The organism is Bradyrhizobium sp. (assembly GCF_049512235.1).
In the GTDB taxonomy this organism is placed as follows: domain Bacteria; phylum Pseudomonadota; class Alphaproteobacteria; order Rhizobiales; family Xanthobacteraceae; genus Bradyrhizobium.
Genome location: NZ_JBEKXH010000169.1, coordinates 1 through 13,478, shown reverse-complemented (window position 1 = coordinate 13,478; position 13,478 = coordinate 1). Strand labels below are relative to the sequence as shown.

Below are 13,478 nucleotides of genomic sequence, written 5' to 3'. Positions count from 1 at the left end.
TTCTCCCCTCCTCCCGCGCGCATCGCGCGTGGCGGGGAGGGGTCGGGGGTGGGGGGTGGTCCCACAGGCACGGAGCCCGTTGAAGCACCCCGCACCCCCGACCCCTCCCCGCCGCTGCGCGGGGGGAGGGGAGCAGACCGGATTTCCGGTTTCGATGAAGCCCCCCAACGCGAATTCGCACCCGCCCAATACGGCACCTCGGCGACGATCCCGGCGCTCGATCCGGAGCTGGCAAGACAGCTCGGCTTCACCACCGAGGAGGAAGACGCCGCGGCCATGGCGCGGCCGCCGCGCAACAAGATGGAGGCGCTCGGGGTCGCCGCGACCGCGGATGCGCTGGACAACCTGATCCGCGACGGCCGCCCCGAATTCAAGGGCGAGGACGGCCAGCTCAAAATCTGGACCCCGCATCGTCCGCCGCGCCCGGAGAAGTCCGAAGGCGGCGTGCGTTTTGTGATTAAATCCGAGTACGAGCCGAAGGGCGACCAGCCCACCGCGATTGCCGAACTGGTCGAGGGCATCAGCCGCAACGACCGCACCCAGGTGCTGCTCGGCGTCACCGGCAGCGGCAAGACCTATACCATGGCCAAGGTGATCGAGGCCACGCAGCGCCCCGCCATCATTCTGGCGCCCAACAAGACGCTGGCGGCGCAGCTCTATGGCGAGTTCAAGAGTTTTTTCCCCGACAACGCCGTGGAGTATTTTGTCAGTTATTACGACTACTACCAGCCCGAGGCCTATGTGCCGCGCACCGACACCTATATCGAAAAAGACTCGTCGATCAACGAGCAGATCGACCGCATGCGCCATTCCGCGACGCGGGCGCTGGAAACCTATACCGCGATGACGTTTGCGCTGAAGAAAGGCGAGCGCATCGACCAGCGGCAGCTGATCGCCGACCTGGTGGCGCTGCAATACAAGCGCACCCAGGCCGATTTCACCCGCGGCACTTTCCGGGTGCGCGGCGACGTCATCGACATCTTTCCGGCGCATTATGAAGACCGCGCCTGGCGCGTCAATCTGTTCGGCGACACCGTGGAAAATATCGAAGAATTCGATCCGCTCACCGGCCACAAGCAGGACGAGCTCGAATTCATCAAGATCTACGCCAATTCGCACTATGTGACGCCGCGGCCGACCCTGGTGCAGGCGATCAAGTCAATCAAGAGCGAATTGAAGCTTCGGCTGGACCAGCTCAACAACCAGGGCCGCTTGCTGGAAGCGCAACGGCTGGAACAGCGCACGACGTTTGATCTGGAAATGATGGAAGCGACCGGCTCCTGCGCCGGCATCGAAAACTATTCGCGCTATCTGACCGGCCGCCGCCCCGGCGAGCCGCCGCCGACGCTGTTCGAATATGTTCCGGACAACGCGCTGGTGTTTGCCGACGAGAGCCATGTCACGGTGCCGCAGATCGGCGGCATGTTCCGTGGTGACTTCAGGCGCAAGGCGACCTTGGCCGAATATGGCTTCCGGCTGCCCTCCTGCATGGACAACCGGCCGCTGCGGTTCGAGGAATGGGACATGATGCGCCCGCAATCGGTCGCGGTGTCGGCAACGCCGTCGGCTTGGGAGTTGAACGAGAGCGGCGGGGTGTTTGTCGAACAGGTGATCCGCCCGACTGGCCTGATCGATCCGCCGGTCGATATCCGCCCGGCGCGCACCCAGGTCGACGATCTCGTCGGCGAGGTCCGCGCCACCGCGCAGGCCGGCTACCGCTCGCTGGTGACAGTATTGACAAAACGGATGGCGGAAGACCTCACCGAATATCTGCACGAGCAGGGCATTCGTGTCAGGTACATGCACTCGGATATCGACACCATCGAGCGCATCGAGATCATCCGGGACTTGCGGCTCGGCGCCTTCGACGCGCTGGTGGGCATCAACCTGTTGCGCGAAGGCCTCGACATTCCCGAATGTGCATTGGTCGCGATCCTCGATGCCGACAAGGAAGGTTTTTTGCGCAGCGAGACCTCGCTGATCCAGACCATCGGCCGCGCCGCGCGCAATGTCGACGGCCGCGTGATCCTCTATGCCGACCAGATCACCGGCTCGATGGCCCGCGCCATCGCCGAGACCGACCGCCGCCGGGAAAAACAGGTCGAATACAACACCGCCAACGGCATCACGCCCGAAAGCATCAAGAAATCGATCGGCGATATCCTGAACAGCGTCTATGAGCGCGACCATGTGCTGGTCGAGATCGGCGACGGCGGCATGGCGGATGACGTCATCTCGATCGGCCACAATTTCGAAGCCGTGCTGAACGACCTGGAAACCCGGATGCGCGAAGCCGCCGCCGATCTCAATTTCGAGGAGGCCGCGCGCCTGCGCGACGAAGTCAAGCGCCTGCGCGCCACCGAGCTTGCGGTTGTCGACGATCCCACCGCCAAACAGCGCACCGTGCAGGGCAAGGCCGGCGCCTATGCCGGCATCAAGAAATACGGCGAGGCCGCGAACTTGCCGACCGGCGCACTGAAGAAGCGCGGCGCCTCCTCTTCACCCTCCCCTGGAGGGGGAGGGTCGCGCGCTGCAAGCGCGCGGGGTGGGGTGAACCGCAACGGCGGTGCTTCCGTTCCCTCCTCGCTTGCGAGAGAGCGCCAGGGTGGCGGGTCCACGAGTCCCGCTCCCTCAAAAGTCCACAAACCCCATCTCGACGAAATGCATGGCCCGGAATCCCTGCCCTACCGCCCGGGTCGCGCCACCCCGCGCAAGCCATCGCCCGACGACACCGGCCCGGTCAGCGGCAGCAAGATCTTCCAGCCGACCGACTCGCGCCAATCCGGCCCCGAATTCGGCCCCCTGCCCCGCTCCAGCGGCGGCGCACCGGGGCACAGGGGTGGCTGGAAGAAACGGTAGAGCGTCTTGCCAATAAACAGCGATGCGCCCGCTGCAAGCGGATATGGACCGATGACGGAACGACAGCGCGTGAGGTCGCGCCTCAAATCCGTTCCCAAAAACCTTCGCCTCACATCCTGACCTGACCCGTGGTAGGCGCCTGGCCCTGCTGATCCCGTTGCCGCTCCATCTCCTTGGCATGGTGACGGCCGTAGAGGCAACCGGCGATGGCGCCCAGCACGCCATGATGGCCCGCGAAGTGACCGGCGACGCCGCCCACAGCGGCGCCCTTCAGGCAACCCTTGGCGTCGGCCGAAGTCACGCAAAGCGCCAGCGCCACGGCGGCGAGCAGGGTGGCGATCGTCTTCATGGCGGCAATCCTCTTCAAGCGGCCGGCGTGCCCCGAACGCAGCGATAGCAGAACGTGGATCGGACGATCTCGTTCCATCGCTGCGTTGCGCGAAGACAAATCGGGACAGCGGAGCCGCTTTCAAGGGGAAGTGATTTGCCCGACGGGCTTGCGCTGCAGCGCTCTGTCCAGCCCCTTTTTAAGAATTTTTTGCTCTCACGCCGGGCAACGCACAGTTCGTAACTCCGGCTGAGACACGCTCCTCGCCAAGAGGAACCGTGAGCTCCTCCCTGTTTGGGATTAGGCGGTTTCGCGGAGCCATCCACGGCATCAGTTGTTCGGCACCTTGTCGTTCGCCGGAACATAGGTCCCGTTGTAGAGATATTCGTAGTCGTGCCAGCCGGTCACCGCCGGATCGGCCGATGTGGCGGTCAGCTCAAAGCGCAGCGCGTCGAACATGTCGCCCTGGGGCTGGCTGGTGGTGAAGGTCAGGATGTTGTCGAAGCCGGGGGGATTGAGCTTCGACACGTCCCATTGGTAGGCAATCCACTGGTAGTAGCCGGCAAGGCCGCTCCGCACCATCGCGTCGCTGGTGTTGATGGCGTGCCAGCTCAGCGGATGACCATTCAGGCTGACCGTCAGGCTGCCCTCGGTCGCCGCGAGGCCAACCGACAGCACGGCAAACTGGGCACCCGCCGCCTCCGCGCTGGTGGTGATGAAATGGACGGTCATCGGCGGCACCTTCGTCGAGACGCCGTTGCTGCCGGCAGCTCCCGGCAGACTCGCGACATAGCCCGGAATCGCAAATGTGTAGCCGTCGGTGGTGTCGTCGCTGGCGTTAAAGACACCCCCGAACAATCCCGGATCGAACTGGCCCCAGAGCACGTAGTTGATGGCCGTGACGTTGCTGGTGGCGGGCTGGGACCCGACCGCGGTCGCGTAGTAGATCTGCGCACCCTGGGTCGCCGCGTAGTCCTGCCAGTAGTTGTAGCTGCCCCAGAAATTTCTCAGCTCGATACCGTTGAGGTTGCCATGCTGGAACTCGGAGGCGGAGCGGTCGGGCGTGCCGATGGTCCAGACCGGCGCCGTGCTGGCGAAATTCTCCGGCGTGAATTGCAGCGCGGTGAGATCGAGCTCGCCGCCCGCCGGCATATTTACGTTGTCGACCCGCAGCTCGCCCCATTGCCCGAGCACGTAGGCGCTGAGACGATAGCTGCCAGGTGCCACGCCCGCGATCGTGGCGGTGCCATCGGCGTTCAGGTTCTGCCAGTACTGGTAGCCGGCGGACGAGGCCTGGAAGTTCTTTGCATTGTCGGCCAATACGGCCCACGCGGCATTGGCGGGCGTCGGGCCGGCGCCGGCGATGGCGCTCTGCACGGTGCCGCGGTCCGTGGCGACGACATATCCGTTGGCATGCAATTCACCCTCGATATCGTAGAGCGCAAGTGCCGAGGGAATGATGCCGACCGCGTCGTCATAGAGGTCGTCCGGCGTCGCCAACGTGGCGTCGAAGGCGTTGAAGCGGAACGCATACGGACCGAACAGCCGCCGGGTAGCGACCCCTTGCGGCGGGGTATAGGTCACGGCGGCGCCGTCCAAGTGCCCGGACAGGCATTCCATCATCAGAATATTGTCGGTGAAGATCAGGTCCTGCTTGCTCGGGCCGCCCGTCAGCGTTTCGGCACGGGGAATGACCGTCCAGGCCCCATAGGTCGAACCGAACACGCCATGTCCCAGATGCTGGTACTCGTAGGAGGAGTAATCGTATTTGGTGTAGAACTGGCGCGAAAATCCGGCGGGAAGCGGCAGGCCGTGCAGGTCGAGCACGGCGTTCGACACCTGCCGGCCGGGATCGGTGTTGTTGAGCACGGTGGGGCTCGGCAGCGGAATGGTGGTGGGACCCTGGTTGTGCAGGCCCGAATTGTCGGAATAGGTCTGGTTGAACAGGGTCTGGCTCAGGCGAAACACATACTGCACCTGGCCGAGATTGCCGGCGATGTCGGTGGCCGCGTGATCGGCGACGACATACACATGCAACGTCGGCTGATTGGGCTGCAGCAGGAAATGCTGGGTCAAGGTGAATGCGTTGGTCGCGCTGGAGGCCGTCGTCACCCACCAGTCCAGGTAGGCCGTGGCCTTGTGAAAGCCGGCGGTCACGGTCCCGCCACCCAGATTGGTGCCATCGTTGTCCATGTACAGCCCCGACGGCTGACCGTGAGCGCCGATATGCGTGGTATCGACCAGATTGTCCGGATGTCCGGCCAGAAAGATGCCAAAGACATTGCCGGTCTGGGAATCCCAGTCCAGCGTCAGCGATCCGTTGCTGATCTTCCAGTCCAGCGGGTTGCTGGTGTCGATCGAAAGCTGCGCCCGTGCCGGCAGCGACAGGCCGAACCAACAGGCGAGAGCCACCAGCGTGCAGATACAGACTCGCAGGCGCATGAGGTTTCTCCGCGATGAAGCGATGAGGAGTTTGCCGAATCAGGTTGTATTAATACATGATTCTATCTTGGGTATAGTGCACAAATTTTAGCGCCCCCCCAATTCAGAACCCTCGTCTTTCCTTGATGCGCATTTCTCTGCCGACGACGGCGACCTCGTATCGCGCCAGGAACGACATCCCCAGCAGCCCGTCCACATCTTGCCCAAAAGGCGATGCCTTTTCGATCCCGACGACAATCGCGACGTCCTTGGCTTGCAATCGGCCCATGCGAATGTCCTGCGCAACACCGAGCAATCCCTCGGTGTTCCCATTGGCCGTTTGCAGACGGATTCGATTGGTTTCGTCGACGCGGACCTTGGCGCGCTTGGCGTAGCTCGCCGTCATGGAAACCAGTGAGGCGCCCGTATCGATGATGAAGGTGCCAGGCACGCCGTTGATTTCCACCTTCGCCTTTATGACATCGCTGCCTTGGGTAAAGAACCGATCGCTACCTTTGGCATAATCCAGCTCGCAGGCTCCCTTCTTCGCATAGTCTGAAATCAGCGCACGGGCCTGTGTCGTGTCTCTCTCGGATGGATCGGCTGCAATCCACATTTGGATGGGGTCTATCGCCTCACAATATCGCTTGAGCGAGGCATAGGCACCGGCTAGATCGGTGAATACCCTGCTCGAAACCTTTTTGATGCCGGGGACCAGTTCGATCGTACTCACATAGTCCGAGATGGCTTGTTCAAATTTGCCGATGGCCTGGAAAGCCTGCCCGCGCATATAGCGCACATCGGGTGAGGTCGGTAAGGACTCGACGAGTCCGGACGAAATTTTGATCACACCATTATAGTCACTGATATTCATCAAGATATTCGCGGCAGCGTAGAGCGCGTCGTCACCATTCCCACATCTTGACGCAAAGATCGCGAGCGCGTTGGCGGCATCGCGAGGATAGCCGATTTCAGCCAATTTCGTTGCGAAGTTCATCAACGCGGTGCGATCGCAGGCTTCCCTCCGCAGTCGATCAAAATTGACGTCAAGATCTGGTCCGTTCAATAGCGCTGCAGGCACCCCGGTCACGCCCAAGGTCGCCGACAACTCCGCGATCTGGGAAGTGTTTTGAGTTGGTTGGGGGACTGTGTTTTGGATCTGTGATCCAAAAATAATCCAGGCATTCCTCAACTGGGGGTAGAAATATATTGATACGCAAACACCGAGGATGATGATGCCCGCCACAGTGTATCGAAATATTCCGGTGGTGGACTCCTCCGAGAAAGGCCGAACGAAGTCCGCGACCCTTATTTCGTCGGCCTTTCTTTCATTGTCATTGTTCATCGTTGATGCCTGTTTGCAGCTGACCTCTTACGTTTAACCCTCGGAGGTATCAGCGCAACCGCCATCATTGCCTTTGACCGATAATTTCGGAATCCATCGACGCGGGGAGAGGTAAGACGCAGCGGTGCGCTGTGCCGACCGGAGCACAAATCTTTCACAGCTCAATTCGACTTCCTGCCGCCCCCGGTCACGCCATCCAGAAACGCCCCCGCCTCGCGGTTCAAGAACTCCACATCGGCCGGGAAGAAGCCGCCGGCGGAAGCGTGGCCGGTGACGGTGCCCGGGCCGATCGTCATCAGTTTTGCCCCACTGATGTGCTTCGCCGCCTGCGCCGGCTCGAAGTCGGGATTGAGCAGGTCCTTGGTGCCGGTGAAGATCAGGGTCTTGGCCCTGATCGATTCCAGCGCCTTGACCGTGTCGCCATCAAAACCCGGCGTAGTCCCGACGTCGTGCCGGTCATAGGCCCAGCTCTGGTAGATCCAGTCGTTGGCGTCCATCGCCTTCAGCGCGGCGGTCTCCTGCAGCTCCATCCAGGGCAGCACGTCGAGCCCGTTCTCGAACTGCGCCGAGTACATGTCCGGGGTGCGCGCCGCCAGCAGGTTGACGATATCGCGCCACAGCCGGATGCCCTTTTCCGGCGGGGCGTCATAATTGCCTTCCTTCCAGGCCGGGTCTTCCATGATCGCCTTGCGCGAGGCTTCCATCACCGCCACGCTCCAGGCCGGCGTTTTCGAAAGCGGCACGATCGCCACCAGCGCGTCCATGGTGTCGGGATGGCTGACGCCCCATTGCAGGGTCTGCATGCCGCCCATCGACGGGCCGATCACGGCGATGACATGGTCGATGCCGAACTTCTCCTTGATCAGGCGGTATTGCGATTCCACCATGTCGCGGAGACTGAATTTCGGGAAACGCATGCGCGGCTGGCTCTTGGAATTGCTCGGCGACGTCGTCAGCCCGTTGCCGATAGCATCGGTACAAATGATAAAATATTTGTCCGGATCGAGCGCCTTGCCGGGGCCGATCATGAAGTCGAGCCGGTGATGATTGCCGCCGATCGCCGTCACCATCAGAATCGCGTTGGATTTGCTGGCATTGAGGGTGCCGTGGGTGACGTAGGAAATGGCGAAATCCTGGATCGCCTCGCCGCTTTCGAGCTTGAGATCGCCTTCGCTGTAAAGCTAATGCGGCGGTTGCTGCGGCGTATGCGCCGCGGCCGGCAGCGCCAGCAAAAGACCGGCGGTGACCAGACAGGCGATGGATTTCAAGAACGTCATCGTTCACTCCCTTCATGGCCCTTCATGGAGAGACCTTGGCGACCTCCCTCCTGCCGCCCCGACGATACGGGCGCAGGCGGCCGCTGTGAAGCGCTGGCCTCGGTCGCGGCCAGGGATTTGCCGGGCGCAGCTCTTAAGGTTTTCTCGCCGCCTGCATTACAATCGCTGCCGAATTTGCTAAGCTTGCAATGGCGCCCACGTCTTTCAACCCGGCGCTCAGGGAGAAACGTCATGGCCAAGGGTCAGATGCGCAGCAACAAGGAAAAGAAGAAACCGAAGGCCGACAAGAACCTCAAAAAGAGCGGCGCGGCGCCGGTCAATCCGTTCGCGACCGGCAAAACGCCGAGCGGCCAGAGCCCGAACAGCAAGAAATAGTCCATTTCCTTGCCCTGACAGGGCCAAAGCGCCAGCCGGTGCCGGCGGGTCGCGCGAGGGCGCACCCGATGAGAAAATGCGTCCGCCGAACGAACGCGCCTGATGAGCAAAGTCGTGCATCTTCGCGCCGGATATTCCCGCCATCCGTCTTGAATTTCGCGCACGCTCATTCCGGTCCGTGCTGATCGGTTGCGCGAACGCGCCGCCAAGCAACTCTTGCAAGAATACGGCGGTTCATAGAAAAGCATGGGCGCTTTGTGCCGCACCATGACCGGAATGTTTCGCCACAATTTGGCGCGGATGTGTACGCATCGTCGCCCCACTGGCACGCGGGTGGATCATGACCTCCGCACCGACGAAAAGTTGCTGCGCAAGATCGGCGCTGAACAGAAGTTGTTCGGCGGCATCAGCATCAGAGGCTCGATCGGTGAAACGTCGGAAGGCACCGCCACCAAGAGTGTCGGCGTGGGATTCAATCAGAGCTGGTGATAACCATACGATCGGGATGGCCGTCCGACCTCGCGAAAGATCGAGCCTCGCCCCATGTTGGCCGCGTTACGGTCAAAATCAGCGGTCCCAATAAGGATTGGTTGACCATCGTCGCGGGAGATCTCGCACAAACGCGAAACAGGGGAATAGCCGATGAATTTCGTTCATACCGAAAAACTTGACTCTGAAGAGGCCTCCGAGTTCGCCGCCATGTCGGAAGTCGAGGCCGGCATCCGCGACTTCGTCCGCAACGACGTCGCCTATTTGCGGCGCCCGACCCCGAGCATCGCCGGCGCCGAGCCCGTGCTGCAGCCGGGCAGCGAGCCCGTCAACAACATCAACTCGCTGATCCAGCGCGTCGCCGGAACCTCGCTGACGGAAATCGAAAATCTGATCAACGAACTCGAGAATCTGCGCGAACTGCTGCACACCGAAGGTCAGCGCGTGCTGCGCGAGATCTCCGGCTATGCCCAACTCAGCCAGGCCGCGATGAAATCCACGCGCATGATCGCCGACAATGTGAACCAGTGGAAGCGCACCACGGACGGCCTGCGCAAAGGCTGATCGCAGCAAGCGCCGCGATGCCGGGATTTAAGGGTTCGCACCGGGACGCCGCCTGCTTGATCGGGCGCGCATGGCGCGACCCGTTGGCGCCGCCGGCACGCCCCGGGAATCTTCTGCAACAGCGGCAACTTCACCGCTTCGCGAGAGCGCTGGAATGATGGCGGGTCATTCCGGTCCAGAGCGCCTTAGCCGGCAGCCCCGGGATTTCCGGATCGTTCGAAGCCAGCGCCCTGGGGCGGGCGGCTTTCGGTTGCAGCCTTTGAACTTGCCGGCCCCGGCTGCGACCAATAGCAGGCAGCATCAAGCGGCGGGGGCAAGCCTTATGAAAACCGTTCGGCCTGATAACACCGACCCAATACCGTTGCGGACGGCACCGCCCCGAATGGGCACCATCATGATCCGGTTTGTCGGGCTATTGGTGCTTGCCGTGGTCGTGCTGGCGCTGGTCTGGAGCCGCTGACCGCGCGCTGCAATCGCCGGCGATTCCGCGTCCATGGTTAACCAATTGTGGCTTAGCGACTGGCGATGGAGGCGCTGTCGAACGAATAGGCGCCGTCGGCATAACCTTTCACTACCATTCCGGTCGTAAGCATCACCGCTAGCGTCACGGTTGCAAAGATAAATCCAACGAATTTCAAGCCGCTGCGGTCTGCCATGGTCGTTCCCTGCCGTCTGTCCCGGTGTCTAATATAAATCGACTAGGTTCAAAATCCGTTAGCGGCAGAATCGTTCCGCACAGGCAGCAGGGCCATCTTTCGGCAAGGTTAATTAGCCGCTTCATCCAGGCTGGCATTCCGTCGCGGCACGAACGCCGTCGCCAGCACCGAGAACACCAGTTCACCGCGCTGGTTGGTGCCGGTATTGCGGGCCTGTAGGATACCCCATTGGGGCCGCTTGTCCGACGGCCGCAGCGCTGCAATCTCGCTGGCGAAGCTGATGGTGTCGCCCGCCAGCACCGGCCTGATCCAGCGCAACTCGCGAAAACCCGGCGACGGCCCCCAAATCGCGATCGGCTCGCCGCGCGCTGCCGCCTCCCTGGCCTGACGCTGGCCATCGGCGACCAAGAGCTTCATGCAGACCGAGCCGACATGCCAGCCCGATGCCGCGAGGCCGCCGAACAGCGACCTGCGGCCTTCCTCCTCGTCGAGATGAAAACGCTGCGGATCGAACTGGCTTGCAAATTTCTTGATCAGATCGGCGCTAAAGGTGAACGATCCCAGTTCACGCCGCTGGCCGATCGCGATGTCCTCGAAGAAGCGCATCAGCCTGCCTGTTCCGCTCCAGGGCCGGCGCGGCGCGCCACGATGATCGGGGAGACCATGTCGCACAAAGCCTGTCCGGTCGCATTAAAAACCACAGCCTTGAAGGTCACGATGCCGGTCTCGGGGCGGCTCTTCGAGATCCTTGCCTCCATCACCTCGACATCAAGGGTAAGATCGTCATCGGGGCGAAGCGGCGCGAGCCAGCGCACTTCGTTGACGCCCGGCGAGCCCAGCGACGCGGTGCGGCCGAGATAGAAGTCGAACATCATCCGCATCATGATCGCGCACAGATGCCAGCCCGAACCGGACAAGCCCTTAAGCATGGAACGCTCGGCCGCCGCCTCGTCGAGATGCATCGGCTGCGGATCGAACTCGGCGGCAAACGCAAGTATTTGCTCGCGCGTGACACGGCGCGGTCCAAAGCTACCGAAATGGCCGGGCGGAAAATCTTCGAAGGTCAGTGTCATCACGACAATGGGCGCAATCCAAGCCTGATTGTGGCCGTTATTGGCGGCAATCTCAACCCGCCGCCGCGCATGGCTCATGCTCCACGGGCGAGCACCGCTGTGCGGTGCCGGCCCCGGCTTGCCCGGATCGACATTCGGAGCTAGGCCCTGTGCGTCCAGCACCAAGCCATGCGTATTCGACTTGCCGGGGGAGAACGAGCGATGTTTGAATTTCGGGAGCTGTTCCAGTGGGACCGTTTTATCACGCCGACGATCATCAAGACCTTTTACTGGCTGGTCATCGTGCTGGTGATCCTGTTCGGCATCGCCGGGATTTTTTCAGGCCTGGCGGCGATGGCAATCAGCCCGTTCGGCGGATTCATCGCCCTGTTGTCCTCGATCGCCGGCGTGATCGTCGGCATCATGTTTTCGCGCATTGCCGCGGAATTCATCCTGATCGTGTTTCGCATCAACGAACATCTTGGCGCAATCCGCGACCAGGGGCATACGCATTAAGGCACAATTGCCAGTCCAAGCGAAGCAATCCATCTCGCACCAGCCCGTAGGGTGGGCAAAGTCAACGGATCGCGCGAACGCGCGGGCCGATGGCGTGCCCACCATGTTTTCAACACTAAAAAGGTGGGCACGACGCAAGGGCGCCTTTTGCCCACCCTACGAGGATGGGATCAGTTGTTGAACCTGAAATGCATGACGTCGCCGTCGGCGACGACATATTCCTTGCCTTCCAGCCGCAGCTTGCCGGCGTCTCGGGCGCCGGCCTCACCGCCGAGGGCCGCGTAATCGGCATAGGCGATGGTCTCGGCGCGGATGAAACCCTTTTCGAAATCGGTATGGATCACACCGGCGGCGGCGGGCGCCTTGGTGCCGCGGTGGATGGTCCAGGCCCGCGCTTCCTTCGGACCTACGGTGAAATAGGTGATGAGGTCCAACAGCTGATAGCCGGCTCGGATCAGCCGATCGAGGCCGGCTTCCCGCAGGCCCAGCGTGTCGAGGAATTCGCTGCGTTCCTCGCGCGTCAGCGTCGCGATTTCGGATTCGATCTTGGCGGAGATGGTCACCGCGACCGCGCCTTCCTTCTTGGCCTGTTCGCCGACCACTTCTGAAAACCGGTTGCCCGAGGCTGCGGAGGCTTCCTCGACATTGCAGACGTACAGCACCGGCTTGGAGGTCAACAGCCCGAGCATGCCGAAGGCGCGCTCCTCCTCCATTTTGCGCTCGAGAAACCGCGCCGGCCTGCCCTCGCGCAACAGCACCAGCGCGCGGTTGACGAGGTCGAGCTGTTCCTTGGCGTCCTTGTCGTTGCCCTTTGCCTTTTTGGTGAGATTGTCGACACGCTTTTCCAGACTGTCGAGATCGGCCAGCATCAATTCGGTCTCGATGGTCTCGATATCGGCCAATGGCGCGATCTTGCCTTCGACATGGGTGATGTCGGAATCCTCGAAGCAGCGCACCACATGGGCGACCGCATCGACCTCGCGGATGGTAGCAAGAAACTGGTTGCCAAGCCCCTCGCCCTTCGAGGCGCCGCGCACCAGCCCTGCGATATCGACAAAGGTCAGCCGCGTCGGGATGATCTGCCCCGATTTGGCGATTGCAGCAAGCTTGTCGAGCCTGGGATCGGGCACCGCGACCTCGCCGACATTTGGCTCGATGGTGCAGAACGGATAATTCGCCGCCTGCGCCGCCGCGGTCTCGGTCAGCGCATTGAACAGCGTCGACTTGCCGACATTGGGCAATCCGACGATACCGCATTTGAATCCCATGATGTGTCCTGAAGTCCGTTAGTCACGACCTTTGGTGCGTTACGCGGCGCCGCCAGCTTCCTAGCTAGTCGAAAAATCCTTTGGCCTGCATCGCCAGATGCACCTTGTTCGCGAACGCCGAGTCGCGATTCGTGGCGAGCAGCCCGGCATTATCGGCGATCGCATCGAGCAATGCCTCGACCCATGGCTGATCGGCCTTCACGAAATCGGACAACACATGCCGATGCACAACCTCTTTGAGACTGGGATGACGAGGCCCCAGCCAATCGCGGGGATGACCGACGCCGAGCCTTACCCGCTTATAATCCTGACCGACATGCGATGAGAT

14 protein-coding genes and 1 pseudogene are annotated in these 13,478 nt (G+C 61.8%); 6 read left to right on the top strand and 9 right to left on the bottom strand.

All coding sequences use genetic code 11. The features are described 5' to 3' along the window. On the top strand, window positions 1–2,859 hold a 2,859-nt coding region (gene uvrB, locus ABSG20_RS17060), incomplete at its 5' end, for an excinuclease ABC subunit UvrB (protein WP_423865684.1). A 109-nt stretch (window positions 2,860–2,968) separates the two neighbouring features. Here uvrB and ABSG20_RS17055 read toward each other — a convergent pair. From ABSG20_RS17055 to ABSG20_RS17040, 4 genes are all read right to left on the bottom strand, one after another. After that, window positions 2,969–3,208: a hypothetical protein gene (locus ABSG20_RS17055; protein WP_423865683.1), complete on the bottom strand. Its 240-nt coding sequence runs from the start codon at window positions 3,206–3,208 to the stop codon at window positions 2,969–2,971. A gap of 309 nt (window positions 3,209–3,517) precedes the next feature. Then, window positions 3,518–5,629 (bottom strand): polysaccharide lyase family protein, encoded by a 2,112-nt coding sequence (locus tag ABSG20_RS17050; protein ID WP_423865682.1) that lies wholly within the window; start codon window positions 5,627–5,629, stop codon window positions 3,518–3,520. A gap of 103 nt (window positions 5,630–5,732) precedes the next feature. Then, the gene (locus ABSG20_RS17045) at window positions 5,733–6,953 is read right to left on the bottom strand and encodes an aspartyl protease family protein (RefSeq protein ID WP_423865681.1); all 1,221 of its coding nucleotides are present in this window, start codon (window positions 6,951–6,953) and stop codon (window positions 5,733–5,735) included. 161 nt (window positions 6,954–7,114) lie between these two features. Then, window positions 7,115–8,023, bottom strand: a complete 909-nt coding sequence (locus ABSG20_RS17040) for an alpha/beta fold hydrolase (protein ID WP_423865680.1) — start codon at window positions 8,021–8,023, stop codon at window positions 7,115–7,117. On the opposite strand from ABSG20_RS17040, the gene ABSG20_RS17035 reads away from it, so the two are divergent. The 4 genes from ABSG20_RS17035 (at window position 7,997) to ABSG20_RS17020 (ending at window position 10,118) form a co-directional block, all read left to right on the top strand. Further along, a complete protein-coding gene (locus tag ABSG20_RS17035) occupies window positions 7,997–8,605 on the top strand; it encodes a hypothetical protein (protein ID WP_423865679.1) in 609 nt (202 codons plus the stop codon). The genes ABSG20_RS17040 and ABSG20_RS17035 overlap by 27 nt on opposite strands. A 333-nt stretch (window positions 8,606–8,938) precedes the next feature. Next, window positions 8,939–9,094 carry a hypothetical protein gene (locus ABSG20_RS17030; protein WP_423865678.1) on the top strand — a complete coding sequence of 52 codons (156 nt, stop codon included), beginning with the start codon at window positions 8,939–8,941 and terminating at the stop codon, window positions 9,092–9,094. Window positions 9,095–9,247: 153 nt separating this feature from the next. Continuing rightward, entirely contained in the window at window positions 9,248–9,658 is a 411-nt protein-coding gene (locus ABSG20_RS17025; protein ID WP_423865677.1) for a hypothetical protein, read from the top strand. A gap of 322 nt (window positions 9,659–9,980) precedes the next feature. Continuing rightward, entirely contained in the window at window positions 9,981–10,118 is a 138-nt protein-coding gene (locus ABSG20_RS17020; protein WP_423865676.1) for a hypothetical protein, read from the top strand. Window positions 10,119–10,170: 52 nt separating this feature from the next. Here the strand turns inward: ABSG20_RS17020 and ABSG20_RS17015 are convergent, their stop codons facing one another. The 3 genes from ABSG20_RS17015 to ABSG20_RS17005 form a co-directional block, all read right to left on the bottom strand. Beyond that, entirely contained in the window at window positions 10,171–10,314 is a 144-nt protein-coding gene (locus ABSG20_RS17015; RefSeq protein WP_423865675.1) for a hypothetical protein, read from the bottom strand. 108 nt (window positions 10,315–10,422) lie between these two features. Beyond that, entirely contained in the window at window positions 10,423–10,920 is a 498-nt protein-coding gene (locus ABSG20_RS17010; RefSeq protein ID WP_423865674.1) for a MaoC family dehydratase, read from the bottom strand. Next, on the bottom strand, window positions 10,920–11,387 hold the full coding sequence (locus ABSG20_RS17005; protein ID WP_423865685.1) for a MaoC family dehydratase: 468 nt from the start codon (window positions 11,385–11,387) through the stop codon (window positions 10,920–10,922). Before ABSG20_RS17005 ends, ABSG20_RS17010 begins: the two co-directional genes overlap by 1 nt. A 201-nt stretch (window positions 11,388–11,588) precedes the next feature. On the opposite strand from ABSG20_RS17005, the gene ABSG20_RS17000 reads away from it, so the two are divergent. Continuing rightward, the gene (locus tag ABSG20_RS17000) at window positions 11,589–11,882 is read left to right on the top strand and encodes a DUF4282 domain-containing protein (RefSeq protein WP_423865673.1); all 294 of its coding nucleotides are present in this window, start codon (window positions 11,589–11,591) and stop codon (window positions 11,880–11,882) included. A gap of 170 nt (window positions 11,883–12,052) precedes the next feature. On the opposite strand, the gene ychF is transcribed toward ABSG20_RS17000, so the two are convergent. Both ychF and ABSG20_RS16990 read right to left on the bottom strand, forming a co-directional pair. Continuing rightward, on the bottom strand, window positions 12,053–13,150 hold the full coding sequence (ychF, locus tag ABSG20_RS16995; RefSeq protein WP_423865672.1) for a redox-regulated ATPase YchF: 1,098 nt from the start codon (window positions 13,148–13,150) through the stop codon (window positions 12,053–12,055). 64 nt (window positions 13,151–13,214) lie between these two features. Next, a pseudogene (locus tag ABSG20_RS16990) lies at window positions 13,215–13,478 on the bottom strand (hypothetical protein); the annotation flags it as partial.

Bases quoted from the DNA above. Each gene is read 5' to 3' on its own strand.
- ABSG20_RS17015 (WP_423865675.1), bottom strand. From the start codon at position 10,314: ATGGCAGACCGCAGCGGCTTGAAATTCGTTGGATTTATCTTTGCAACC.
- ABSG20_RS17040 (WP_423865680.1), bottom strand. From the start codon at position 8,023: ATGGTGACGGCGATCGGCGGCAATCATCACCGGCTCGACTTCATGATC.
- ABSG20_RS17025 (WP_423865677.1), top strand. From the start codon at position 9,248: ATGAATTTCGTTCATACCGAAAAACTTGACTCTGAAGAGGCCTCCGAG.
- ABSG20_RS17000 (WP_423865673.1), top strand. From the start codon at position 11,589: ATGTTTGAATTTCGGGAGCTGTTCCAGTGGGACCGTTTTATCACGCCG.
- ABSG20_RS17050 (WP_423865682.1), bottom strand. From the start codon at position 5,629: ATGCGCCTGCGAGTCTGTATCTGCACGCTGGTGGCTCTCGCCTGTTGG.
- ychF (WP_423865672.1), bottom strand. From the start codon at position 13,150: ATGGGATTCAAATGCGGTATCGTCGGATTGCCCAATGTCGGCAAGTCG.
- ABSG20_RS17035 (WP_423865679.1), top strand. From the start codon at position 7,997: ATGATTGCCGCCGATCGCCGTCACCATCAGAATCGCGTTGGATTTGCT.
- ABSG20_RS17045 (WP_423865681.1), bottom strand. From the start codon at position 6,953: ATGAACAATGACAATGAAAGAAAGGCCGACGAAATAAGGGTCGCGGAC.
- ABSG20_RS17055 (WP_423865683.1), bottom strand. From the start codon at position 3,208: ATGAAGACGATCGCCACCCTGCTCGCCGCCGTGGCGCTGGCGCTTTGC.
- ABSG20_RS17010 (WP_423865674.1), bottom strand. From the start codon at position 10,920: ATGCGCTTCTTCGAGGACATCGCGATCGGCCAGCGGCGTGAACTGGGA.
- ABSG20_RS17020 (WP_423865676.1), top strand. From the start codon at position 9,981: ATGAAAACCGTTCGGCCTGATAACACCGACCCAATACCGTTGCGGACG.
- ABSG20_RS17005 (WP_423865685.1), bottom strand. From the start codon at position 11,387: ATGACACTGACCTTCGAAGATTTTCCGCCCGGCCATTTCGGTAGCTTT.